This is a genomic window from Micromonospora echinofusca (assembly GCF_017614955.1).
Lineage (GTDB): Bacteria > Actinomycetota > Actinomycetes > Mycobacteriales > Micromonosporaceae > Micromonospora > Micromonospora echinofusca_A.
Window position 1 is genome coordinate 1 of sequence record NZ_WVUH01000094.1, and the last position, 21,458, is coordinate 21,458.

20 protein-coding genes are annotated in these 21,458 nt (G+C 73.1%); all 20 read left to right on the forward strand.

The window, feature by feature from the left end; translation table 11 throughout:
• Positions 1-1,742: peptidoglycan D,D-transpeptidase FtsI family protein (locus GSF22_RS13240; protein WP_244367327.1), on the forward strand; the 1,742-nt coding region annotated here is incomplete at its 5' end.
• 91 nt (positions 1,743-1,833) lie between these two features.
• Positions 1,834-3,360 carry a UDP-N-acetylmuramoyl-L-alanyl-D-glutamate--2,6-diaminopimelate ligase gene (locus tag GSF22_RS13245; RefSeq protein ID WP_439957772.1) on the forward strand — a complete coding sequence of 509 codons (1,527 nt, stop codon included), beginning with the start codon at positions 1,834-1,836 and terminating at the stop codon, positions 3,358-3,360.
• Positions 3,357-4,769, forward strand: coding sequence for a UDP-N-acetylmuramoyl-tripeptide--D-alanyl-D-alanine ligase (locus tag GSF22_RS13250; RefSeq protein ID WP_208813854.1), 1,413 nt, complete (start codon positions 3,357-3,359; stop codon positions 4,767-4,769). The genes GSF22_RS13245 and GSF22_RS13250 overlap by 4 nt, the downstream gene beginning before the upstream one ends.
• Positions 4,766-5,890: a phospho-N-acetylmuramoyl-pentapeptide-transferase gene (gene mraY, locus GSF22_RS13255; RefSeq protein ID WP_208813855.1), complete on the forward strand. Its 1,125-nt coding sequence runs from the start codon at positions 4,766-4,768 to the stop codon at positions 5,888-5,890. The genes GSF22_RS13250 and mraY overlap by 4 nt, the downstream gene beginning before the upstream one ends.
• A 295-nt stretch (positions 5,891-6,185) precedes the next feature.
• A complete protein-coding gene (locus tag GSF22_RS13260) occupies positions 6,186-7,679 on the forward strand; it encodes a peptidoglycan glycosyltransferase FtsW (RefSeq protein WP_208813872.1) in 1,494 nt (497 codons plus the stop codon).
• Positions 7,679-8,785 carry an undecaprenyldiphospho-muramoylpentapeptide beta-N-acetylglucosaminyltransferase gene (gene murG / locus GSF22_RS13265; protein WP_208813856.1) on the forward strand — a complete coding sequence of 369 codons (1,107 nt, stop codon included), beginning with the start codon at positions 7,679-7,681 and terminating at the stop codon, positions 8,783-8,785. The genes GSF22_RS13260 and murG overlap by 1 nt, the downstream gene beginning before the upstream one ends.
• Before the next feature lie 85 nt (positions 8,786-8,870).
• Complete coding sequence (gene murC / locus GSF22_RS13270; RefSeq protein ID WP_208813857.1) at positions 8,871-10,343, forward strand: UDP-N-acetylmuramate--L-alanine ligase; 1,473 nt, start codon at positions 8,871-8,873, stop codon at positions 10,341-10,343.
• Entirely contained in the window at positions 10,340-11,155 is an 816-nt protein-coding gene (locus tag GSF22_RS13275; protein WP_208813858.1) for a cell division protein FtsQ/DivIB, read from the forward strand. Before murC ends, GSF22_RS13275 begins: the two co-directional genes overlap by 4 nt.
• A gap of 332 nt (positions 11,156-11,487) precedes the next feature.
• Positions 11,488-12,603, forward strand: coding sequence for a cell division protein FtsZ (gene ftsZ, locus GSF22_RS13280; RefSeq protein ID WP_208813859.1), 1,116 nt, complete (start codon positions 11,488-11,490; stop codon positions 12,601-12,603).
• Positions 12,604-12,612: 9 nt separating this feature from the next.
• Positions 12,613-13,392 (forward strand): YggS family pyridoxal phosphate-dependent enzyme, encoded by a 780-nt coding sequence (locus GSF22_RS13285; RefSeq protein ID WP_208813860.1) that lies wholly within the window; start codon positions 12,613-12,615, stop codon positions 13,390-13,392.
• Positions 13,393-13,591: 199 nt separating this feature from the next.
• A complete protein-coding gene (locus tag GSF22_RS13290; protein ID WP_208813861.1) occupies positions 13,592-14,287 on the forward strand; it encodes a cell division protein SepF in 696 nt (231 codons plus the stop codon).
• 29 nt (positions 14,288-14,316) lie between these two features.
• Entirely contained in the window at positions 14,317-14,616 is a 300-nt protein-coding gene (locus GSF22_RS13295; protein ID WP_208813862.1) for a YggT family protein, read from the forward strand.
• Between the two features lie 52 nt (positions 14,617-14,668).
• Positions 14,669-15,472, forward strand: a complete 804-nt coding sequence (locus GSF22_RS13300; protein ID WP_208813863.1) for a DivIVA domain-containing protein — start codon at positions 14,669-14,671, stop codon at positions 15,470-15,472.
• Between the two features lie 49 nt (positions 15,473-15,521).
• Positions 15,522-16,208, forward strand: coding sequence for a hypothetical protein (locus GSF22_RS13305; RefSeq protein WP_208813864.1), 687 nt, complete (start codon positions 15,522-15,524; stop codon positions 16,206-16,208).
• Entirely contained in the window at positions 16,192-16,524 is a 333-nt protein-coding gene (locus GSF22_RS13310; RefSeq protein WP_208813865.1) for a DUF167 family protein, read from the forward strand. Before GSF22_RS13305 ends, GSF22_RS13310 begins: the two co-directional genes overlap by 17 nt.
• Positions 16,525-16,546: 22 nt before the next feature.
• Positions 16,547-18,049 carry a potassium/proton antiporter gene (locus GSF22_RS13315; protein ID WP_208813866.1) on the forward strand — a complete coding sequence of 501 codons (1,503 nt, stop codon included), beginning with the start codon at positions 16,547-16,549 and terminating at the stop codon, positions 18,047-18,049.
• A gap of 224 nt (positions 18,050-18,273) precedes the next feature.
• On the forward strand, positions 18,274-18,693 hold the full coding sequence (locus GSF22_RS13320; protein WP_208813867.1) for a TraR/DksA family transcriptional regulator: 420 nt from the start codon (positions 18,274-18,276) through the stop codon (positions 18,691-18,693).
• Positions 18,694-18,752: 59 nt separating this feature from the next.
• Positions 18,753-19,427 (forward strand): signal peptidase II, encoded by a 675-nt coding sequence (lspA, locus tag GSF22_RS13325; protein ID WP_208813868.1) that lies wholly within the window; start codon positions 18,753-18,755, stop codon positions 19,425-19,427.
• Positions 19,424-20,383, forward strand: a complete 960-nt coding sequence (locus tag GSF22_RS13330; protein ID WP_208813869.1) for an RluA family pseudouridine synthase — start codon at positions 19,424-19,426, stop codon at positions 20,381-20,383. Before lspA ends, GSF22_RS13330 begins: the two co-directional genes overlap by 4 nt.
• A gap of 98 nt (positions 20,384-20,481) precedes the next feature.
• The coding region (locus GSF22_RS13335; RefSeq protein WP_208813870.1) for a hypothetical protein at positions 20,482-21,458 on the forward strand (977 nt) is incomplete at its 3' end.

Genomic DNA, 21,458 nt, shown 5'->3' on the forward strand with positions numbered 1-21,458 from the left:
CGCCGAAGCTGGCCGACCCCCGGCTGCGGCTGCGGCTGGGTACCCTGCTGGTCCTGGCGCTCTTCGCCACCATCGGGATCCGCCTGGTCTTCCTCCAGGTCGTCGACGCCCCGGCGTACGCCGGGGGTGGGGTGGAGACCCGGCTGCGGACGGTCTACCTGCCCGCCGCCCGGGGTGCGATCTACGACCGGACCGGGGCCCCGCTGGCGCACAGCGTCGAGGCCCGGTACGTCTACGCCGACCCCACCCTGGTCAAGGACCGGGAGAAGACTGCGGAGATCCTCTCCCCGCTGCTCGGCGTACCCCGCTCGGAACTGGTCAAGCGGATGGCCCCGCGCAAACGCGCCGACGGCATCGCCTCCCGTTTCGAGTACCTCGCCCGGGGGGTACGCATCGAGAAGGCCAAGCAGATCGAGAAGCTGGACCTGCACGGCATCTTCACCGACCGGGACGAGCGCCGCGAGGTACCCGGCGGTGACCTGGCCGCCAACCTGATCGGCTTCACCAGTCAGGACATGGCCGGCCTGGAGGGGCTGGAGGCCCGCTACGACGAGCTGCTGCGCGGCGAGACCGGCAAGCGGGTCTTCGAGGTCGGCCAGGGTGACCTCGACGCGCCGATCCCCGGCGGGTACAGCCGCACCACGGCGGCCAAGCCGGGCAGCTCCCTGGAACTCACCGTCGACCGGGACCTCCAGTTCCAGGCGCAGCGTTACCTCAGCGAGCGGATGGCCGAGGTGCGGGGCAGCACCGGCGCCGCCATCGTCGTCGACATCAAGACCGGCGAGGTGCTGGCCCAGGCCAGCCACCCCACCTACAACGCGGCGAACCCGTTCCCCAGCGACCCGACCGACCGGGAGGACGCGGCCACCAGTTTCGTGGTCGACCCCGGCTCGGTGCACAAGGCGATCACCTTCGGCGCGGCCCTCCAGGAGGGCGTGATCAAGCCGGACACCGTCTTCCCGGTGGCGAACACCATCGTCAAGGGCGACACCCCGTTCTCCGACACCCACCGGGCCGACGGCCGGCGGATGAGCCTGCCCGGGATGATGGCGTACTCGTCGAACGTCGGCACCATCCGGATCGCCGACGCGCTGGGCAAGGAGCGGCTCTACGACTACCAGCAGCGGTTCGGGCTGGGTAAGCCGACCGGTGTGGGGATGCCCGGTGAGGCGTCCGGCCGGCTGCTGCCGCCGGGCGAGTGGAGCGGCTCGTCGAGCGGGTCGGTGCCGATCGGGCACAGTGTGGACGCCACCCCGTTGCAGATGGCGATGGTCTACGCCACCATCGCCAACAACGGCACCTACGTGCAGCCCCGGCTGGTGCGGGCCACCATCGGCCCGGACGGGAAACGGACCCCCGCCCCGGACCCGGTGACCCGTCCGGTGCTCAGCCCGGAGAACGCCGCCGCGCTCCGGCACATCCTGGAGGCGGTGACCACCGTGCCGGACGCCACCGGGCTCCGGGCCCGCATCCCCGGCTACCGGGTGGCCGGCAAGACCGGTACCGGCTGGCGCCTGGTCAACGGCCGGAAGGTGCCCGGTGAGGTGGCGTCCTTCATCGGCATGGCACCGGCGGACAATCCCCGGTACGTGGTGGCGGTCTTCGCGCACACCCCCGGCGGTGGCGGTGGGGACATCTCCGCCCCGGTCTTCAAGGATCTGATGGGCTTCACCCTCCGGCACAACAAGGTGCCGCCGAGTAGCGGTACGAAAGCCCCGAACTTCACCGTCTATCCCCGCTGAGCAGGTACGGCACGACATCATCGGGGAGTGGCGACGAACCACCGGGGCGGCTGTGCGGTCGGGGCCGGCGGAGAGGGTAGGGTCTGACGCCGTGTCCGGCAATCCTCGTCCCCGTACCGTCCCTCCTGTCCGGGTCGGCGATCTCGCCGCGCGGCTCACGGTCGCGGCCCCGGCCGGCGCTGCGGACCTGACGGTGACCGGGGTGACCCACGCCAGCGGCGAGGTGCGACCCGGTGACCTCTACGCGGCCCTGCCCGGCGCCCGTCGGCACGGCGCCGAGTTCGTCCCGGCGGCCCGGGCCGCCGGTGCGGTGGCGGTGCTCACCGACCCGGCCGGTGTCGGGGCCGCCGCGACGGCCGGGCTGCCCGCCCTCGTGGTGACCGACCCCCGGGCGGTGCTCGGTACGGTCGCCGCCGCCGTCTACGGCGAGCCCAGCCGCGAGCTGACCATGATCGGGGTGACCGGCACCGCCGGGAAGACCTCGACCGCCTACCTCATCGAGTCGGGGCTGCGCGCCGCCGGGCACGTCACCGGCCTGATCGGCACCGTGGAGACCCGCCTCGGCGACCTGCGGGTGGACAGCGTCCGCACCACCCCGGAGGCCACCGACCTGCACGCCATGCTGGCCGCCGCGCGTGAGCAGGGGGTGACCTCGGTGGTGATGGAGGTGTCCAGCCACGCGCTGGCCATGGGGCGGGTCGGCGGGGTGCGGTTCGCGGTCGGCGGCTACACCAACTTCGGTTCCGACCACCTCGACTTCCACGCCGACGTGGCCGACTACTTCGCCGCGAAGGCCCAGCTCTTCGACGGCCGGTGCGCGGTCGAGGTGCTCAACCACGACGATCCGGCGCTGCGCCCGCTCTACAAGCCGGACACGGTCAGCTACTCCGCCGCCGGTGACCCCACCGCGACCTGGTGGGCCGCCGACGTGCACGACGCCGGTTACGCCCAGCGGTTCACCGCGTACGGGCCGGACGGCATCGTCGTCGCCGCCGGGGTCGGTCTGCCCGGCCGGCACAACGTGGCCAACGCACTGCTCGCCATCGCCAGCCTGGTGGCCACCGGGGTCGACCCGGAGACCGCGGCGGCCGGGGTGGCCGCCTGTCCGGGCGTGCCGGGTCGGCTGGAACTCGTCGACGCCCCCGGGCCGGTGCGCGGGGTGGTCGACTACGCGCACAAGCCGGACGCGATCGTGGCCGCCCTGGCCGCCCTCCGGGAACCGGGCGGCGGCGGCCGGCTGATCTGCGTCCTCGGTGCCGGAGGCGACCGCGACCGGGGTAAACGTCCGGTGATGGGGGCCGCCGCCGCCCGGGGCGCCGACCTGCTGCTGATCACCGACGACAACCCGCGTACCGAGGACCCGGCGGCGATCCGGGCCGAGGTGCGGGCCGGTGCGCAGGCCGCCGGCGGGCGGGCCCGGATCCTGGAGGTCGCCGGCCGGCGGGCGGCGATCGACGAGGCGGTCCGGCTGGCCGAGCCGGGCGACGTGATCGCGGTGCTCGGCAAGGGACACGAACGCGGTCAGGAGATCGGTGGCGAGATGCACCCCTTCGACGACAAGGTGGAGTTGGGTGCCGCGTTGACCAGTCGGTTCGGACATCTGGTGGAGCGGTCATGATCGAGATGAGCCTGGCCGGGGTGGCGGACGCGGTACACGGCCGGCTGGTCGCGGCCGACCCGACCGCGGCGGTCACCTCGGCCGTGGAGTTCGACTCCCGCAAGGTCGGCCCGGGGTCGCTCTTCGTGGCGTTCCCCGGGGAGAAGGTCGACGGCCACGACTACGCCGCCGCGGCGGTGGCCGCCGGCGCGGTCGCCGTACTCGGCACCCGGGAGGTACCGGGGGTGCCGATGGTGCTCGTCGACGACGCGTTGACCGCGCTGGGGCGGCTGGCCCGCGCGGTGGTCGACCGGCTGCCCGGACTGACCGTGGTTGGTCTGACCGGTTCCTCCGGCAAGACCAGCACCAAGGACATGATCGCCCAACTGCTGGTCCGGCTCGGTCCCACGGTGGCCCCGCCCGGGTCGTTCAACAACGAGCTGGGGCACCCCTGGACGGCGTTGCAGGCCGGTCCGGACACCCGCTTCCTGGTGCTGGAGAAGGGCGCCCGGGGGCGCGGCCACATCCGCTACCTCTGCGAGGTGGTACCGCCCCGGATCGCGGTGGTGCTCAACGTCGGGGTGGCGCACATCGGCGAGTTCGGCTCGGCCGACGCCATCGCCGAGGCGAAGGGCGAACTGGTGGAGGGGCTGCCCGCCGACGGGCTGGCCGTGCTCAACGCCGACGACCCCCGGGTGTCCGCCATGGCGGCCCGTACCGGGGCCCGGGTGGTCCGGTTCGGCGAGGCGGCCGACGCCGAGGTGCGGGCCGTCGACGTCACCCTGGACGAGCGCGGACGGCCGTCGTACACCCTGGTCACCCCGGAGGGCAGCGCGCCGGTGCGGCTCGCCCTGACCGGTCGGCACCAGGTGTCCAACTCGCTGGCCGCCGCCGCGGTGGCCCGGGAGGTCGGCATGCCCCTGGCCGGCCTGGCGGCGGCCCTCGGTGAGCTGGGCCTGGTCTCCACCCGCCGGATGGACGTGTACGACCGGCCGGACGGCGTCACGGTGATCGACGACTCGTACAACGCGAACCCCGCGTCGATGGCCGTGGCGCTGCGCGCCCTGGCCGGCATGGGGCAGGGCCGCCGGACCGTGGCGGTCCTCGGCTACATGGCCGAACTCGGCCCGTACGAATCCGACGGGCATGCCGAGGTGGGCCGGCTCGCGGCCGACCTCGGCGTCGACCGGCTGCTCGTGGTGGGCGAGCCGGCCGCGTCCATCCATCAGGGCGCGACAGCGGTACAGGACTGGGGAGGAGAGTCGGTGCTGGTTACCGATCAGGCGGCAGCCGTCGGGATACTGCGGAGCGAGCTACGACCGGGCGATGTCGTCCTGGTCAAGGGCTCCCGCTACCGCACCTGGGAGGTCGCCGACGCACTGCGCGCCGACGGCGCCGCAGGGACCGACGCAGGGGTGGCGCCGGCGTGAGGGCGGTCATCGTCGCCGTCGGGGTGGCGTTCCTGATCTCCCTGTTCTGCACCCCGATCGCCATCAGGGTCTTCACCCGGCTCAAGGCCGGACAGCCGATCCGGGCCGAGGGCCCGGCGATGCACCAGGGCAAGAAGGGCACCCCCACCATGGGGGGCGTGGTGTTCATCATCGCCACGGTGATCGCGTACGTCGCCGGTCACCTCGCCCTGACCACCCTGCCGGACCAGCAGATCGCCCAGGTCGAGCCGACCATCACCGCACTGGTCCTGCTCGGGTTGATGGTCTTCTCCGGCGCGGTCGGCTTCATCGACGACTTCCTGAAGGTCCGCAAGCGCAACAGCGCCGGTCTCAACAAGCGGGGCAAGCTGTTCGGCCAGATCCTGGTCGGCGCGGTCTTCGGGGTGATCGCGCTCTACTTCCCGAGCAGCATGGTCGACGCCTCGGGGGCGGCCACCAACGTCGAGACGGTCGGCAGCACCACCCTCTCCTTCATCCGGGACATCGACGCGCTGCAGGTCGGCAAGGTCGCCTCCGTCGTCATCTTCATCTTCGTGGTGATGGCGGCGACCAACGGCGTGAACTTGACCGACGGTCTGGACGGCCTCGCCACCGGCGCCTCGGTGATGGTGCTCGCCGCGTACGCCCTGATCGCGTTCTGGCAGTACCGGCACTGGTGCGCCGACCCCAACTACACCGAGAAGTACTGCTACTCGGTCCGCGACCCGCTGGAGATCGCCCTGATCGCCGGCGCGGCGGCCGGAGCCTGCGTTGGCTTCCTCTGGTGGAACACCTCACCGGCCCGGATCTTCATGGGCGACACCGGTGCCCTGGGGCTGGGTGGCCTGATCGCCGGCATGGCGATGTCCACCCGGACCGTCCTGCTGCTGCCGATCATCGGCGGGCTGTTCGTCATCATCACCATGTCGGTGGTCATCCAGATCATCTCGTTCCGCACCACCGGTAAGCGGGTCTTCCGGATGTCACCGTTGCAGCACCACTTCGAGTTGGCCGGGTGGAGCGAGGTCAACATCGTGGTCCGCTTCTGGATCATCGCCGGGATCGGGGTGGCCATCGCCCTCGGCCTGTTCTACAGCGAGTTCCTCGCCAACGTCAGCTGACGAGCCGCGACACCGGGCGACCCGCACGAGACCGGAGGGCCCCTGCCAGCGCCGAAATGGGCGGGCAGGGGTCCTTCCGCGCATCCGGGGCGACACGCCGCAGGTCGGGCGCCTGTCCCCACCGACGGGCGGTACCGGTGATGATGGGCGCATGGGGGAGGGACACGACAGAACGGGCACGACGCGCGAGTACCCGCTCCGGCCGTCCGGCGGCGGACGCACCACGGAGCAACCGGCCGGCGCGGACGGGCCCGGTGCGGCGGCACCATCCGGCCTGGCGGCGGCGGCCGGGTGGCTGGCCGCGTTGCGTGGCCTGCTGGCCCGCCCGCTCGCCTCCTACTACCTGCTGATCTCCAGTGCCGGGCTGCTGTTGGTGATCGGGCTGGCCATGGTCTTCTCGGCCACCAGCGTCAAGGCGTACGCCGAGAACGGCAACGCCTACGCGGACTTCAGCAAGCAGGCCGTCTTCGCGGTCGTCGGCCTGGTCGCGTTCTGGGCCTGCCAGCGGCTGCCCGCCCGCACCTACCGGGTGCTCGGCCGGCCGCTGCTCGGCCTCTCCGTGGTGCTGCTGCTGATCCTCAACGTCCTGCTCGCCTGGGCCTCGCTGCGGGACCTGGAGGTCGCGAAGATCGGCCCGGTCGAGGCCCGGCTGCTCTGGCTCTACATCGGCCCGATCCAGTTGCAGCCCAGTGAGCTGGCCAAGTTCGCCCTGGTGCTGTGGGGTGCCGACGTGATCGCCCGCAAGGGCGCCGAGCTGGGCTGGTGGCGGGAACTGGCCACCCCGCTCTTCCCGGCGGTGGGGCTGCTCTTCGTCCTGGTCGGCTACAACGACCTCGGTACGATGCTCTGTCTGCTGGCCCTGGTGGTCGGCCTGCTCTGGGCGGCCGGGGTCCGGCTGCGGATCTTCGCGGCCCTGTCGGCGCTGGGCCTGCTCGGCATCGGCCTGCTGGTCGCGGTCGCCTCGCTCGGCGCCGGTTCGGGCGAGAAGGGCGAGGAGAACTACCGGCTGGCCCGGTTGACCACGTTCATCAACCCGCCGCCGCCGGAGGAGTGCAACATCGGCGACTGCTACCAGCTCGCCCAGGCCCGGTACGCCATCGACAACGGTGGCTGGTTCGGGGTGGGACTGGGCAAGAGCAGCGCCAAGTGGGACTGGCTGCCGGCCGCCGGCAACGACTTCATCTTCGCGGTGCTCGCCGAGGAGTTGGGCGTGGTCGGCTGCGCGGTGGTGCTCGCCCTCTTCGCCGTGCTCGCGTACACCGGACTCCGGATCGCCCGGCGGGTGGCCGACCCGTTCCGGCGGCTCGCCGCCGCAGCGGTGACCACCTGGCTGGTCAGCCAGACCGTGATCAACATCGGTGGGGTGGTCGGGCTGCTGCCCATCACCGGGCTGCCCCTGCCGTTCATCTCCGACGGCGGTAGCGCGCTGGTGGTCACGATGGCCGCGATCGGCATGCTCGCCTCGTTCGCCCGGGCCGAACCCGATGCGGCGCGGGCGCTGCACGCGCGCCCGCCGGCCCGCTGGGTCCGGCTGCTCTGGGCCCCCCTGCCGCCGCTGCCCGGCCGGCGGACGGCACCGCCGCCCGCTGCCGGCGACCGGGCGACCACCGGCCGGGACCGGACGGCGTCGACCCGGGACCGGGCGGAGCCACGGGACCGGGCCGGCCGGGAGTCCCCGGCGACCCGGGACCGGGCCACGAACCGGGAGGCGTCGCGTCGCGCCGACGGGGTACCCCCGCCCCGGGTGCCCCGGAGCCGGTCCGGGCCGGCGAGCGAGAGGAGACGCTGATGGGTCCGCTGCGGTCGGTGGTCCTGGCCGGCGGCGGTACCGGGGGGCACGTCTACCCGTTGCTGGCGTTCGCGGACTGCCTGCGCCGGCACGACCCGTCGGTCCGGATCACCTGCGTCGGTACCCCCCGGGGCCTGGAGAACGACCTCGTCCCGCCGCACGGGTACGACCTGCGGCCGATCCCCGCCCACCAACTGCCCCGCTCGCTCAACCTGGACCTCGTCCGGACACCCGGTCGGATGTGGCGGGCCGCCCGCGCCGCCGGCCGGGTGCTCGACGAGGTGGTCGCCGAGGTGGTGGTCGGCTTCGGCGGGTACGTCTCGGTCCCCGCCTACCTGGCCGCGTGGCGTCGGGAACTGCCGATCGTCGTACACGAGGTGAACGTCCCGCCGGGCGTCGCCAACCGGCTCGGCACGAAACTGACGAAACACGTGGCGGTGGGTTTCCCGCACCAGCCGGTCCAGGCCGAGTCGCTGCGGCACGCCCGGGTGGTCGGGGTACCGCTGCGTCGGGGGATCGCCACCCTGGACCGGGCGGCCCGGCGGGCCACCGCCCGGGAACACTTCGGGCTCCGCCCGGACCTGCCCACCCTCTTCGTGGCCGGTGGTTCGCAGGGCGCCCGGTCGATCAACCAGGCGGTCGCCGGGGCCGCCGCCCGGCTGGCCGGGGCCGGGGTGCAGGTCCTGCACGTCATGGGGGCCCGCAACGAGCCGGTACCGGTCCCGGCGGACCTGCCGGTCCCGTACGTCACCCTGCCGTACCTGTCGGAGATGGAACTCGGCTACGCCGCCGCCGACCTGATGCTGGCCCGGGGCGGGGCGATGACCTGCGCCGAGGTGGCCGCCATCGGGCTGCCCACGGTCTACGTGCCGTACCCGCACAGCAACCAGGAGCAGCAGCGCAACGCGCTGCCCGTGGTGCAGGCCGGTGGTGGACTGCTGGTCGACGACGCCGAACTCGACCCGGCCTGGCTGGAACGGCACGTCGTCCCGCTGATCCGCGACCCGCAGCGGCTGGCCGCGATGGGGGCGGCCGCCGCCGGGTACGGCCGGCGGGACGGGGACGAGGCGTTGCTCGCCTTCGTCCACGAGGCGGTCGGCCGGTGAGCGCAGTGGTCTGCCCGGCGGTGGTGGTCGCGGAACGGACGGGTAGCCCGGTGCGGCGGTCGGCCGTTATGGAAAGGTTCTCCCTATGAACACCGCACAGTTCAGCCCGGCCGGCACGCTCACCGCGGAGGACCTGGGTACGGTTCACCTGATCGGGGTGGGTGGGGTCGGCATGAGCGGCCTGGCCCGACTGCTGCTGACCCGGGGGATCCCGGTCTCCGGCAGTGAGCTGCGGGAGTGGCCGTCGCTGGTGGGCCTGCGGGCGCTGGGCGGCCGGATCCACATGACCCACGACACGACCAACCTCGACGGGGTCGACACCGTGGTCTACTCGACCGCGATCCCGGCCGACCACATCGAGCTGGTCGAGGCCCGCCGCCGGGGGCTGCGGGTGCTGCACCGGTCGGAGGCGCTGGCGGCGGCGATGACCGGTCGGCGGGCGATCGCCATCGCCGGTACGCACGGCAAGACCACCACCACGTCGATGATGACGCTCGTCTTCCAGCGGGCCGGGCAGGACCCGTCGTTCGTCATCGGCGGGGAGATCTCCGAGGTGGGCTCCGGGGCGCACCACGGTACCGGCGAGTACTTCGTGGTGGAGGCCGACGAGAGCGACCGGTCGTTCCTGATCTACCGGCCGTTCGTTTCGGTGATCACGAACATCGAGGCGGACCACCTCAACACCTACGGCGACTACGCCGGGCTGGCGGCGGCCTTCGCCGACTTCGCCCGGCTCACCGACCCGGAGGGCTTCGTGGTGACCTGTGCCGACGATCCGGGTACCCGGCACCTGGCCGAGGTGCTGCGCGCCGAGGGCCGCCGGGTCTTCACCTACGGCGAGTCGGCCGACGCGGACCTGCGGCTGAGTGACGTCAGTTCCTCCGCCCACGGGGTCCGGTACCTGGCCGCCGTGCAGGGCGAGTCGCTGGGCGAGATCCGGCTGCCCACGCCGGGCCGGCACCTGGGGCTGAACAGCGCGGCGGCGGTGCTGACCGCGTACCAGCTCGGGTTGCCGCTGGAGGCGATCACCGCGGCGCTGGCCGCGTTCCCCGGGGTCCGGCGCCGTTTCGAGCGCAAGGGCACCGCCGACGGCGTCCTGGTGTACGACGAGTACGCGTACCACCCGACCTCCATCACCGCCGCGTTGCGCACCATGCGCGAGGTGGCCGGGGACGGTCGCCTGATCGTGGTCTTCCAGCCGTACCGGCTCTACCGGACCCGTGACCTCCAGCAGGAGTTGGCCGAGGCGTTGGCGCTGGCCGACGAGGCGGTGGTGATGGAGGTGTTCGGCCCGGGCGAGGCACGCCAGCCCGGTGAGGGCGGGGTCGCCCTGACCGCGGCGATCGACCTGCCCGGGGAGCAGAAGGTGTTCGTGGAGTCCTGGGAGGCGGTTCCGGCGGAGGTGCTGCGCCGGGCGCGGCCGGGTGACGTGGTGGTGACCATGGGGGCCCCGCCCATCTCGCTGATGGGCGACGAACTTCTCGATGCGTTGCTGCGCCGTGCGGCCGGTCCGGCCTCGCCGGGCCCGGGGGACGGCGCGGCGCCCACGGCCGGATGAGCCCCGGGCCCTCGCGGGGCCGGACGGCCGGCGCCGACCCCGTGTCCCGACGGGTTCCGGCGCGCCGGTGGCAGCTGGTCCGGGCCGGCAGTGACGCCGTGCCGCCGTCCACCCGCCGGTTCATGCGTCGGGCGCGGCAGCGCCGGATGCGGGCCGCGTTGCCCTGGGCGGTCGTCGCCGGGGTCGTCGGGTTGGCCGGGCTGGTCGCCTGGACGCTGCTCGGCACCGGCCTGTTCGGCGTCCGCGAGGTGCGGGTGACCGGCAACGACCTGGTGACCGCCGTGCAGGTGCGGGACGCGGCGGCGGTTCCGGACGGGCTGCCGCTGGCCCAGGTGGACCTGGCCGACGTGGCGGACCGGATCGGCGCGCTGCCCCCGGTCGAGCGGGCCACGGTGTCCCGGCAGTGGCCGGACCGGCTGCTGGTCGAGGTGGTGGAGCGGACGCCCGTGGCGGTGGTACCCCGTAGCGGCCGGTTCGCGGTGATCGACGCCTCCGGTGTGGTGTTCCGGGACCTCGCGGAGCCTCCGCCGGGGTTGCCGGTGGCCCGGGTGGCGACGCCGGGTCGGGGTGACCCGGGGACCCGGGCCGCGCTCGACGTGCTGGCCGCGTTGACGCCGCAGCTTCGGGAGCAACTGGTGGACGTGACCGTGGAGGGGCTGGCGCGGATCACCGTGCGGTTGCGGGGGGACCGGAAAGTGATCTGGGGCGACGCCACCCGGGGGGAGACCAAGGCCCGGGTGGCGACCGCGCTACTCGGTCGGAAAGCCGACACCATTGATGTCAGTGCCCCGGACGTGGTGACCTTCCGCTGACCGGCTGTACCGGTCGTCGGCATTGGACGGTCCGCTGCGGACCGGACCGTTGTGGCCGGTTGGGGGCGGTGCCGACGCGGCTGGTGTGGGCCGTGCCCCGGCGGGGTACCGGTACGCCCTCCGGGTTTCTCCGGGTGCGGCGACACGCCGGGGGCGGTCCTTGGCTGGTGGCGTGGAGCCGCTTACGTTGCCCCGAGAGGATCAGTGGTTGACATAACTGTAAGCCTCTAGTAGAGGGTGAGGGTTAACCTTCACCCTCCTGGCTGTAAGTGGATGTCGACCGGCCGAGCGGGACCCGGTCGGCGCCGCCAATCTCGAAGGGAAGGACCCCGATGACACCTCCGCACAACTACCTGGCGGTCATCAAGGTCGTCGGCATCGGTGGCGGCGGCGTCAACGCCGTCAACCGGATGATCGAGGTTGGGCTCAAGGGCGTCGAGTTCATCGCGATCAACACCGACGCGCAGGCGCTGCTGATGAGTGACGCCGACGTCAAGCTCGACGTCGGCCGGGAGCTGACCCGTGGCCTCGGCGCGGGAGCGAACCCGGACGTGGGCAAGAACGCCGCCGAGGACCACCGCGACGAGATCGAGGAGGTGCTCAAGGGCGCCGACATGGTCTTCGTGACCTGCGGTGAGGGTGGTGGTACCGGTACCGGCGGCGCGCCGGTGGTGGCGAACATCGCCCGCAAGCTCGGCGCGTTGACCATCGGTGTGGTCACCCGCCCGTTCTCCTTCGAGGGGAAGCGGCGGCAGGTGCAGGCCGAGTCGGGGATAGACGAGCTGCGCAACCAGTGCGACACGCTGATCGTCATCCCGAACGACCGGCTGCTGGCCCTGGGCGACCGGGGTATCAGCATGATGGACGCGTTCCGGACCGCCGACCAGGTGCTGCTCTCCGGTGTCCAGGGCATCACCGACCTGATCACCACCCCCGGTCTGATCAACCTGGACTTCGCCGACGTCAAGAGCGTGATGAGCGGTGCCGGTAGCGCCCTGATGGGCATCGGCAGCGCCCGGGGCGAGAACCGCGCGGTCGAGGCGGCCGAGGCGGCCATCTCCAGCCCGCTGCTGGAGCAGAGCATGGACGGTGCCCGGGGGGTGCTGCTCTCCATCGCGGGTGGCTCCGACCTCGGCCTGTTCGAGATCAACGACGCCGCACAGCTGGTCACCGACGCGGCCCACCCGGACGCCAACATCATCTTCGGCGCGGTGATCGACGACGCGCTCGGTGACGAGGTGCGGGTGACCGTGATCGCGGCCGGCTTCGACGGTGGCACGCCGGCGTACAAGGCGGCCGAGCCGGCCCGCAAGCCGGCGGTGAGCCAGCAGTCGACCGGCATGCAGAGCGCACCCCACTCGGCACCCTCGCCGGCCCCCACCCAGCCGCCGCGCCGGGTGCTCTTCGACGACGTCGACGTGCCCGACTTCCTCAAGAACGGATCCTGAGCCGACCCGATGAGCGAGGAGACCACCACGGCCGGCCACCCCGGCGGTGCGGACGCCGCTGTCCCACAGCAGGCCCGTCGCGCCGAGCTGGCCGCCGCACTGACCCGTACCCGCGCCCGGTTGGCCGCCGCGTGCCGGGCCGCCGGCCGGGATCCGGCCGAGGTGTCGCTGATCGCGGTGACCAAGACGTACCCCGCCCGTGACGCCCTGCTCCTCGCCGAGCTGGGCGTCACCGACGTGGGGGAGAACCGCGACCAGGAGGCGGCGCCGAAGGCGGCCGAGGTCGCGGCGGCCGGGGTCGACCTGCGGTGGCACTTCATCGGCCAGCTGCAGCGCAACAAGTGCCGGTCGGTGGTGCGCTACGCCGACGTCGTGCAGTCGGTGGACAGCGTCCGGCTCGCGGCGGCCCTGGACGCCGCAGCAGCCGCCGGCCGGGACCGGCCGCTGGACGTACTGGTGCAGGTCAGCATCGACGCGGACCCGGTACGCGGCGGGGCGTTGCCGGATGACGGCGACCCGGACCGGGGCCTGGGCGCGGTGGCCGACCGGGTGGCCACGGCCGGCTCGCTGCGGCTGGCCGGGCTGATGGCGGTCGCCCCGCTCGGCTGGGAGCCGGAGCGGGCCTTCGCCCGGCTGGCCGGGATCGCCGCCGGCTTCCGGGCCGCCCATCCGCAGGCCGTCCTGCTCTCCGCGGGCATGAGCGGGGATCTGGAAACGGCGGTCGCCCACGGCGCGACACATGTCCGGGTCGGCAGCGCGTTGCTCGGAATGCGTTCCACGCTGGGGTAGCCTGACCGTGGAGACAGCAAATTACATCAGTGTTGTTTGAGTCGGCCATTCCGGTGGCGGGGGTCATGACGCGGACGGTCGCGATCGTCGGCGTCGGGGGATTGCCGACTCGGTCCGGTGGGCACCTGGAGTGTTCACGCGCGTGACAGCGACACGGCACGGGGGCGCGTGCCGCACGGCGGACGGAGGGGCGCGGCGAATGGGCGCACTGCGCAAAGCGGGGGTCTGGCTCGGTCTCGTCGAAGAGGACGATGAGCGGGCCTACGACGACGGTGGCTACGAAAAGGGTGGCTACCGCGAGACGCGTTACCGGCAGAGCCGCTACGCGGAGGAGTTCGGCGAGGACGACGAGGACGATTCGGACGAACCGCCGGCACCACCGCGTCCCCGACCCGGTGAGCGTACCCGGTTGGCGGAGCGGGCGTCGTCCCGGGCGAGCGAGGCCGACCGGGCCGACACCGACCGGCCGGAGCGGGCCGAGCGGGCCAGCGTCCGGTCCATCACCAGGCCCGGAACCACCGAGTCGGCCGGCGCGTTGAGCTACCACACCCGGGACAACCTCGCCCTGGCGCCGCAGGCGCAGGTGCGCGAGCGGGTGCTGCCGGAGGAGGAGCAGCGGTACCAGATCACCACGCTGCACCCGACCACCTACCGGGAGGCGCGCACCATCGGCGAGCACTTCCGCGACGGGGTCCCGGTGATCATCAACCTCACCGAGATGGACGAGGCCGACGCCCGCCGGTTGGTGGACTTCGCCGCCGGGCTGGCGTTCGGTCTGCGCGGTACGATCGAGCGCGTGACCAATCGGGTGTTCCTGCTCTCACCGGCCAACGTCCAGGTCACCGCAGAGGACAAAGCCAAGATCGCCGAGGGCGGTTTCTTCAGTCTGGGATGATCCCACCCGATCAGGGGGCCTCGCCTACCGTGTTGTCCGTCGTGCTGCAAGTCCTGTATCTGATCCTCTATGTCTTTTTGTTGACTCTTCTGGCCAGGTTCGTACTGAGTGCCGTGCTGCAGTACGGCCGTCGGTGGCAGCCGGGCCGGGGAGCAGTGGCGGGACTCGAGGTCGTGTGGAGCGTCACTGATCCGCCCCTCAAGGCGTTGAGGCGTGTGATCCCTCCATTGCGAATTGGTACCGTGAGCATCGACCTGGCCTCCCTTGTGCTCCTGGTTATCCTGTTCGTGCTGATGGAGTTCGTGTTAAGGCGGTTGATCAACGGGTGAAGACCCGGTGGTCCAGCGCGCTACGCGGCCGCAACTGACCCGAGGAGTTTCGATGCCGCTGACCCCGGCCGACGTTCACAACGTCGCCTTCAAGAAGCCGCCGATCGGCAAGCGGGGGTACGACGAGGAGGAGGTCGACGCCTTCCTGGACGAGGTCGAGCGTGAGCTCGCCCGTCTGATCGAGGAGAACAACGAGCTGCGCGCCCAGGTGGAGCGGGGTGGCCGCGGCGGTGCCCCCGCCGGTCCCGGTGCCGACCCCCGGCTCGCCGCAGAGCTCAACGACGTCAAGGCCCAGCTCGACCGGGTGCAGCGCGACAAGGCGGCGGCCGAGCAGGCCGCCCGGGCGATGCAGGCCGAGCTGGAGCAGATGCGCGCCCAGGGTGGCCCCGGTGGGGCCGGCGACGGCGAGCAGCAGGCGCTGCGGGTGCTGATGATGGCCCAGCGCACGGCGGACGACCACGTCTCCGACGCCCGGCGCGAGGCCGACCAGCTGCTCTCCGAGGCCCGCTCCAAGGCCGAGGAGGTCACCCGCGAGGCCCGCTCCAAGGCCGACGCCCTGGAGCGGGACGCCCGCCAGCGGCACCAGGAGGCCATGGGCGGCCTGGACGCCAAGCGTACGGCGCTGCAGAAGCACATCGAGGAGCTCAAGCAGTTCGAGCGGGAGTACCGCACCCGGCTCAAGGCGTACCTGGAGAGCCAGCTGCGTGACCTCGGTGCCCGTGGCCAGGACCTGGAGGCGGACATGGGCCGCACCGAGGTGGGCCGGGGTGGGGCCAGCAACGGCGGCCTCGCCGCCGCCGGCCTCGGCGGGTCGTACAGCGGGGGCCGTGGCAACGCCCTCGAAGCCGGCCACTGATCCGTGTGACCGACTGACCCGGTTCGAAGCGATGCGGCGGGGGTGAGCCGTGATAGTCGCAAGTCTGCTGCTCATCCTCGTCGCTGTGGTGCTACTCGTGCTGGGTCTGGCGAACGGCTCCAGCCTGCTGTTGATCACCTCGATCGCGGCGAGCCTGCTGGCCGCCGTGGCGCTGGTGGTGGGTGCCCGCCAGGCGGCCGCCACCCGCGAAGCGGGTGGGACCCCTCCCGGCCGGCCAGCCGGACGGCCCGGCCAGCGGGGGCGGACCCCGGCCGGCGGTGACGCCAGCCGGTACGCCGGTTCCCCGGTGGGGATCCCGACGCAGGCGGTACGCACGACGGACGATTCCGGACGGACCGGGTGGCGGCAACCACCCGGTCCGTCGGCGTCCGCACCGGAACCGGGTACCCCCGACCGGGGCGGTTCCGACGAACGGTGGGTCACCACGGCGGACGGCCCGACCGGCCCCGCAGCCGACCTGCCCGCCGACGACCTGCTGGACGACGAGCCACCCGCCCAGATCGTCGGGGAGGCCGACGCGACCCGGGTGGCCCGCCTGGCCACCCCGGTGCTGGTCGTCGACGGCCGCCCCCGGTACCACCTGACCATCTGCCCGCACCTGGTGGGCCGCCGGACCGAGTCGCTGCCGGTGTCCGAGGCGGTCGAACTCGGCTTCACCCCCTGCGCGCAGTGCGCCCCGGACACCGCCCTGCTCGCTGATGTCCGCCCGGTCTGACCACCGGGTCGGGGCCGGCGAGGGTCCGCTGACCGTCGCCGTCCGGGTCCGGCCCGGCTCGTCGCGTACCCGGGTCGGTGGCTGTTTCGACGGTCCCTACGGTCCGGCCGTGGTGGTCGCGGTGAATGCCCCCCCGGTTGACGGTCGGGCCACCGAGGCGGCCCGCCGGGCTCTGGCCGAGGCGCTGGGTCTGCGCCCGGCTGCCGTGTCGCTGCGCGCCGGAGCGGCCAGCCGGGACAAGCTCTTCCAGGTCGAACAAGCCACCGCCGGGCTGCCGGAGCGGGTACGACAGCTGCGCGACGGGGCCGCCGGGTGAGGTCCACGGGCGCGGGTCGGCCGTGACGGGCCGGCTCGACCTGGCGCTGCTGCTCGGCGCAGCGGTGCTGCTGGTGGCGGTCTGGGCGGTGCGGTTCTCCACCCGACTCGGCGTACCGAGCCTCCTGGTCTACCTCGCCCTCGGGGTGGCGATCGGGGAGGCCGGCCTCGGCATCCGGTTCGACGACGCGGAACTCACCCGCGTCCTCGGCTTCTGCGCCCTCATCGTGATCATCGCGGAGGGCGGACTCACCGCCCGGTGGAGCACCCTGCGGCCGGTACTCGGGGTGGCCGGCGCGCTCTCCACGGTGGGTGTGCTGGTCAGCATCGCGGTGGTCGGGGTGGCCGGGCACCTGCTGCTCGACCTCGACTGGCGGCTGGCGCTGCTCTACGGCGCGGTGCTCTCCTCCACCGACGCGGCAGCCGTCTTCGCCACCCTGCGCCGGCTGCGTCTGCCGCCCCGGCTGGTGGCCACCCTGGAGGCGGAGTCGGGTACCAACGACGCCCCGGTCGTGCTGCTGGTGGTGCTGCTGTCCACCAGCGGACCGGCCAGCCATCCGTGGTGGTACGAGGCGCTGCTGGTGGCGTATGAGCTGACCACGGGTACCGCGGTCGGGTTCCTGGTCGGCCTGGGCGGGCGGTGGGCGCTGCGCCGGGCCGCCCTGCCCTCGGCCGGCCTCTACCCGATCGCGGCGGTCGGCCTGACCGTGCTCGCCTACGCCGCCGGTGCGGTGCTGCACGCCTCCGGTTTCCTGGCCGTGTACGTGGCCGGGGTGGTGCTCGGCAACGCCCGGCTGCCGCACCGGCAGGCGATCCTCGGGTTCGCCGACGGGCTCGCCTGGCTGGCCCAGATCGGCCTGTTCGTGCTGCTCGGGCTCCTGGCCACGCCGGGCCGGCTGGCCGACGCGCTGCTCCCGGCGGTGGTGGTCGGACTGGCACTGCTCTTCCTGGCCCGGCCGCTGTCGGTGGCCGTCTCCGCCACGCCGTTCCGGATCGCCCCCCGGGAGCAGCTCTTCCTGTCCTGGGCCGGACTGCGGGGAGCGGTGCCCATCGTGCTCGCCACCATCCCGCTCTCCGAACGGGTACCGGGCGCGGACCGGCTCTTCGACGCGGTCTTCGTCCTGGTGGTGATCTTCACGCTGGTCCAGGCCGGTACCCTCGCGCCGGTCGCCCGCTGGTTGCGGGTCACCGCTCCGGCCGAGGCGGCCGAGATCCGGGTGGAGACCGCGCCGCTGGAGCGGATGCGCGCCGACCTGCTCCAGTTGGAGATCCCGCCCGGCTCGAAGCTGGGCGGGGTGCACGTGGACGAGCTGCGCCTGCCGCTGGGTGCCTCGGTGACGCTGGTGCTGCGGGACGGCACAGGTTTCGTACCCGGGCCGGACACCCGGTTGAAGGTGGGGGACAGCCTGCTCATCGTCGCCTCGGTCGAGGTGCGGGACGCGGCGGAGCGGCGGCTACGGGCGGTGAGCCGGCGGGGCCGGCTGGCCCGCTGGTTCGGCGAGTACGGCGACGATTCCGGCGAATAGTCTGCTACCGTACGTGCTGCCCTGATTACGAGTTTAGTCCGGGCTCGGGTGCGGTGCGTTCGTGCGGCATGTTGTCGCACGCCTGTACGTTCCGTATTCTTGCCAATCTCTGGAGTGCGCGGCCGCCGGCCGCGCGCCCGTTTTGTACAGGGGGTCCGCCGGGCCGGGGACCCCTGTCAGGCACCGCCGATCGCCGCGGGCTCCGCGGCCAAGGGAGGGCGACGATGGCGAAGCCAGCCGACACCAGGACCGCCGGCCGTAAACCGGTCGTCAAGGCCGACCGCAGTGCCGCCGAGACCGAGAAGATCCGGGCGGCCCTGGCGGCCCGGTACGACGAACTGCGTGCCGAGTACGATCAGACGCTGAGCGACATCACCGAGCTGCAGCGCGACCGGCTGACCGACTCGGCCGGGGACGACCAGGCCGACACCGGCACCAAGACGTTCGAGCGCGAGCAGGAGATCTCACTCGCCAACAGCATCAAAGAACGGATCACGCAGGTCGAGCGGGCACTGGAGCGGCTCGACGAGGGCACCTACGGCTGGTGCGAGCGGTGCGGCAACCCGATTCCGGTCGAACGGCTCGCCGCCTTCCCGTCGGCCACCCTCTGCGTGACCTGCAAGCAGCTGGAGGAGCGCCGGTAGCGGCGCTCCCCGGCCTCGGAGCCGGTGAGCGATCACCGCTGAGCGTCGATGGGGAGCAGATGACCGAAGCCCGGCCCGACCGGTCCGCCACCGCCGAGCCGCCACCCGGTCAGCCCCGGCGGCGTGCCACGCTGATCCTGCTGGTGGTCGCCTTGGTGGCCCTGCTCGCCGACCTGGGCACCAAGCATCTCGCCCTGGTCACCCTCACCGACCGGGAGCCGGTACGCCTGCTCGGCGGGGCGGTCTACCTGACGCTGACCCGCAACAGCGGCGCCGCGTTCAGCCTCGGCTCGGACCACACCTGGGTCTTTCCGCTGATCACCCTCGGGGTGGTCGGGTGGATCGCCTGGATGGCGCTGCGGCTGCGGTCCGTCCCGTGGGCCGTCTCGCTCGGTCTGGTCCTCGGTGGCGCGCTGGGCAACCTGATGGACCGGATCTTCCGGGCACCGGGCACGTTCGTCGGCCACGTCGTCGACATGGTCAGCCTCTTCGACCCGTACGGGCGGGTCTGGCCGGTGTTCAACCTGGCCGACAGTGCCCTGGTCAGCGGCGTGCTGCTCGCCGTGCTGCTGGAGTTGACCGGCCGGCAGCGGGACGGTACCCGCCTCGGCCGTTCCGGCGGACCGGACCCGGCGGACGCCGCCACCGGGGAGCCGGCGGACCACGACGGGAAACCGGCGACCGACGGCAAGCCGGCGGACACCGACCAGAGCGAGCAACGGGAGCGGGCATGACCTCGGTCTTCGACGCGGGAGCGGCCCGCCCGACCGGTGACACCCGGTCCCTGCCGGTCCCGGACGGCCTCGACGGCATGCGCCTCGACCAGGCGGTGAGCCGACTGTTCGGGCTGTCCCGGACCGCGGCGGCGGCCCTGGTGGAGGCCGGTGACGCCCTGGTCGACGGGGCGGTACGCGGCAAGTCCGACAAGGTCGACGCCGGCTCCTGGCTGGAGGTGACCCTGCCCGCCCCGGCCAGCGCGCCGGTGGTCGTCCCGCAGGCGGTCCCCGGCCTGCGGGTGGTCTACGCCGACGACGACATCGTGGTGGTCGACAAGCCGGTCGGGGTCGCGGCCCACCCCAGCCCCGGCTGGACCGGACCGACCGTGATCGGTGCCCTCGCCGCGATCGGGCACACCATCGCCACCAGCGGCGCCGCCGAACGGCAGGGGGTCGTGCACCGGCTCGACGTCGGCACCACCGGCATCATGGTGGTCGCCAAGAGCGAGCAGGCGTACAGCGCCCTCAAGCGGGCGTTCAAGTACCGCGAGGTGGAGAAGCGTTACCACGCGGTCGTCCAGGGGCATCTGGACCCGCTGCGCGGCACCATCGACGCCCCGATCGACCGGCACCCCACCCACGACTACCGCTGGGCGGTGGTCTCCGGGGGCAAGCCCAGCATCACCCACTACGACACCGTCGAGGCGTTCCCGTCGGCGAGCCTGGTCGACGTGCGGCTGGAGACGGGGCGTACCCACCAGATCCGGGTGCACTTCTCCACGTTGCGGCACCCGTGCGTGGGCGACCTCACGTACGGGGCCGACCCGACGCTCGCCGCCCGGTTGAAGCTGACCCGCCAGTGGTTGCACGCCCGGTCGCTCAGTTTCCTGCACCCCCGAACGGGGGAGGAAGTCCAGTTCGTCAGCGACTACCCTGACGACCTGGATCGCGCGCTCGGCCTGCTGCGCGACTGAGCAGGTCCGTCGGACACCGGACGGACCGTTGCGGCACCGGCCGCCCGGCCGGTGGTCGTACCGGGCCGGACGGGACAGCGACGAGGGGGTGAGCCACCGTGCGAGCCGGTGAACTGTTGCGTCGACTCGACGAGCGGCTGCTGCCCCGACTCGGTCGGACCGTCACCCGGCTGGGCGAGGGACCGGCCCGACCCCGGGCGCTGACCGTCGTCGCGGTGCTCTGCGCGGCAGCGGTGCTGCTCACCGCCGTGTGGACCGCCGACCGGCCGCCGACCGGCGACCGGACGGTGGGTACCACCGCACGGGTCGGCGTGACCGAGGGGCAGTCCATCCTCGGCTACCTGCGCACCGCCGGGGACGAACTGGCCGCGCTGGCGGCCGGTGCGGGCGGCCGACCGACGTACGCCCTGGTCTCGCTCGCCGACTATCTCGCCCCGGACCGGCTGGCCCCGCTGCTCGGTGAGGTGGCCGTCGCCGAGGTGCTCGGCCGGGTGCCGTTGCCCGGCCGGCAGACCCAGATCGTCCGGATCCCCGCGCTCCGGGTCCCGCAGGACGTCCTGGCCGGGATGGACGAACTCGCCGACCGCAAGGACCGCGAGGCGGCGGACTACCGGGCCCGCGCCGCCGCGTTGACCGGTGACTCCGTCGAGGACCGGGAACTGCGGCAGGTCTACGTCAGCGGCGCTGAGGTGGCCGCCGCCGAGGCCACCGCGTACCGGTCGCACTGTGCGTGCGTCTACGCGGCGGTGGTCCGGGCCGAACCGACCGCCCTGCGGGCGGTGGCCGGCCGACCGGGCGTCCGGGGGGTCGACCCGGCGCCGGAGGTGGAGCGACTGGACCGGGCGGTCTTCTCACCCCCGCTGCCCGAGCAGGCCGATGTGGTGCGGCCTCCCGCCGACACCGGCCTGCCGACGGCCGACGGCAGCCCGGCACCCGCCACCGGGGTGTCCGACGGCACCGCCCCGGTCACCCCGGAGACGACCGGGACGACGGCCGGCCCGGAAACCCCGTCGGACGTCCCGACCACCTCCCCCGGAACCCCCGACGAGCCGGTGACACCCGCGCCGACCGGGGG

Coding starts and splice junctions, on each gene's coding strand:
- murG (WP_208813856.1), top strand. CDS start 7,679: ATGGGTCCGCTGCGGTCGGTGGTCCTGGCCGGCGGCGGTACCGGGGGG.
- GSF22_RS13330 (WP_208813869.1), top strand. CDS start 19,424: ATGACCTCGGTCTTCGACGCGGGAGCGGCCCGCCCGACCGGTGACACC.
- GSF22_RS13250 (WP_208813854.1), top strand. CDS start 3,357: ATGATCGAGATGAGCCTGGCCGGGGTGGCGGACGCGGTACACGGCCGG.
- ftsZ (WP_208813859.1), top strand. CDS start 11,488: ATGACACCTCCGCACAACTACCTGGCGGTCATCAAGGTCGTCGGCATC.
- GSF22_RS13285 (WP_208813860.1), top strand. CDS start 12,613: ATGAGCGAGGAGACCACCACGGCCGGCCACCCCGGCGGTGCGGACGCC.
- GSF22_RS13300 (WP_208813863.1), top strand. CDS start 14,669: ATGCCGCTGACCCCGGCCGACGTTCACAACGTCGCCTTCAAGAAGCCG.
- GSF22_RS13290 (WP_208813861.1), top strand. CDS start 13,592: ATGGGCGCACTGCGCAAAGCGGGGGTCTGGCTCGGTCTCGTCGAAGAG.
- murC (WP_208813857.1), top strand. CDS start 8,871: ATGAACACCGCACAGTTCAGCCCGGCCGGCACGCTCACCGCGGAGGAC.
- lspA (WP_208813868.1), top strand. CDS start 18,753: ATGACCGAAGCCCGGCCCGACCGGTCCGCCACCGCCGAGCCGCCACCC.
- GSF22_RS13320 (WP_208813867.1), top strand. CDS start 18,274: ATGGCGAAGCCAGCCGACACCAGGACCGCCGGCCGTAAACCGGTCGTC.
- GSF22_RS13275 (WP_208813858.1), top strand. CDS start 10,340: ATGAGCCCCGGGCCCTCGCGGGGCCGGACGGCCGGCGCCGACCCCGTG.
- GSF22_RS13310 (WP_208813865.1), top strand. CDS start 16,192: ATGTCCGCCCGGTCTGACCACCGGGTCGGGGCCGGCGAGGGTCCGCTG.